Annotated in this window: 3 protein-coding genes; all 3 read left to right on the top strand. The window is 42.3% G+C overall.

What is annotated here, in order from left to right; translation table 11 throughout:
* The first annotated feature begins 297 nt into the window (after positions 1 to 297).
* The 3 genes from rplM (at position 298) to QL984_RS18405 (ending at position 1,649) form a co-directional block, all read left to right on the top strand.
* A complete protein-coding gene (rplM, locus tag QL984_RS18415; protein WP_002957960.1) occupies positions 298 to 726 on the top strand; it encodes a 50S ribosomal protein L13 in 429 nt (142 codons plus the stop codon).
* Between the two features lie 8 nt (positions 727 to 734).
* Complete coding sequence (gene rpsI, locus QL984_RS18410; RefSeq protein WP_024600778.1) at positions 735 to 1,127, top strand: 30S ribosomal protein S9; 393 nt, start codon at positions 735 to 737, stop codon at positions 1,125 to 1,127.
* Between the two features lie 177 nt (positions 1,128 to 1,304).
* On the top strand, positions 1,305 to 1,649 hold the full coding sequence (locus QL984_RS18405; RefSeq protein WP_058154141.1) for a four helix bundle protein: 345 nt from the start codon (positions 1,305 to 1,307) through the stop codon (positions 1,647 to 1,649).
* The last annotated feature ends 30 nt before the right edge of the window (positions 1,650 to 1,679 follow it).

Below are 1,679 nucleotides of genomic sequence, written 5' to 3'. Positions count from 1 at the left end.
CCGCTGACCGCTGACCGCTGACCGCTGACCGCTGACCGCTGACCGCTGACCGCTGACCGCTGACCGCTGACCGCTGAGTAATAACTTTTCTTGAGGAAAAAACAACCGGCCGGTAGCAATGTGATTTAAGTGCTGGTATACTCCCGCGTCTGCCACGTTGCGTTCTATGTCCTCATATAGTTTAGCCACTTGTGAGCGGCGCAAAAGTCTAAAACTCGAAGGGGTTGTAGCAAACTTAGAGCGGTAGTTAAACATAACTACCTGTGGTTTTAATTGAAAAACATTGGATTTTTATAAATGAAAACGTTTGTTGCTAAACCAGAAACAGTAAAACGTGACTGGTACGTAGTTGACGCTGAAGGTAAAACTTTAGGTCGCATCGCTACTGAAATCGCTCATCGCCTACGCGGTAAGCATAAAGCTGAGTACACACCGCACGTAGATACTGGTGATTACATCATCGTTATTAACGCTGAGAAAGTTACTGTTACTGGTAATAAATTCAAAGACAAAGTGTACTATGCTCACTCTGGTTTCCCAGGTGGTCTTAAGTCTACTACTTTTGATAAACTTCAAGCTGCAAAGCCTGAAATGATCATCGAAAAAGCTGTTAAAGGCATGTTGCCACGTGGTCCTTTAGGCCGCGCTATGTACCGTAAACTTAAAGTTTACGCGGGTACTGAGCACAATCATGCTGCACAACAGCCTCAGGTTCTAGACATTTAAGGAGCACTATCATGGCAAATCAATACTACGGTACAGGTCGTCGTAAAAGTTCAAGTGCTCGCGTATTCTTACGCCCAGGCACTGGTAACATCGTAATCAACAAGCGCTCTTTAGAAGAGTACTTTGGTCGCGAAACAGCACGCATGGTTGTTCGTCAAGCTCTTGAGCTTGTTGACATGACTGAAAAGTTTGACTTACACATCACCGTTGCTGGTGGTGGTACTACTGGTCAAGCTGGTGCTATCCGTCACGGTATCACTCGTGCACTTATGGAGTTTGACGAGTCATTACGTCCACAACTTCGTAAAGCAGGTTTCGTTACTCGTGATGCACGTAAAGTTGAACGTAAGAAAGTGGGTCTTAAGAAAGCGCGTAAGCGTCCACAGTTCTCAAAACGTTAATTTTTACGTTATCAAGAATTCAAAAACCCAGCTTATGCTGGGTTTTTTGTTTTTAGATAATGAGTTTCGAGTAACGGGCTACGAGAACCGAGCTGCGAAAGAGATTAAGTTCCGTGCGTTAAATTATATGTTTACTATAATTTATGATGAATGCGGGATTAAGGCTAAGGAGTGGTTGTGAGGTATGAAAGTTTAGATGTATGGAAAAAGTCTTTCTCATTAAGTTTGTTTGTATACCAAACCTTTGCTGCTTTGAGGGATTTCGGCTTAAAAGATCAAATGTGTCGAAGCGCAGTTTCAGTGCCTAGCAATATTGCAGAGGGTTATGAGCGTTACTCTGATAAAGAAAGAGCTTATTTTCTTTCTGTGGCTAAAGGGTCTGTCGGTGAATTAAAAACTCAGCTAATGATTGCTTTTGAGTTAGGTCATATTAATTATGAACAAACAGAATACGCTTTAAATGAGTGTGAGAGTATTGGGAAAATGCTTGGTAAATTGATTTCTATGATTAAAAATGCATGATAACCCCGAACCCCGAACCTTTTCCCTTTA

The sequence above is a fragment of the Pseudoalteromonas sp. APC 3495 genome (assembly GCF_030407645.1).
Classification (GTDB): Bacteria; Pseudomonadota; Gammaproteobacteria; order Enterobacterales; family Alteromonadaceae; genus Pseudoalteromonas; species Pseudoalteromonas tetraodonis.
The sequence above is the reverse complement of the archived record's forward strand: the minus strand, read 5'-3'. Positions and strand labels throughout refer to the sequence as shown.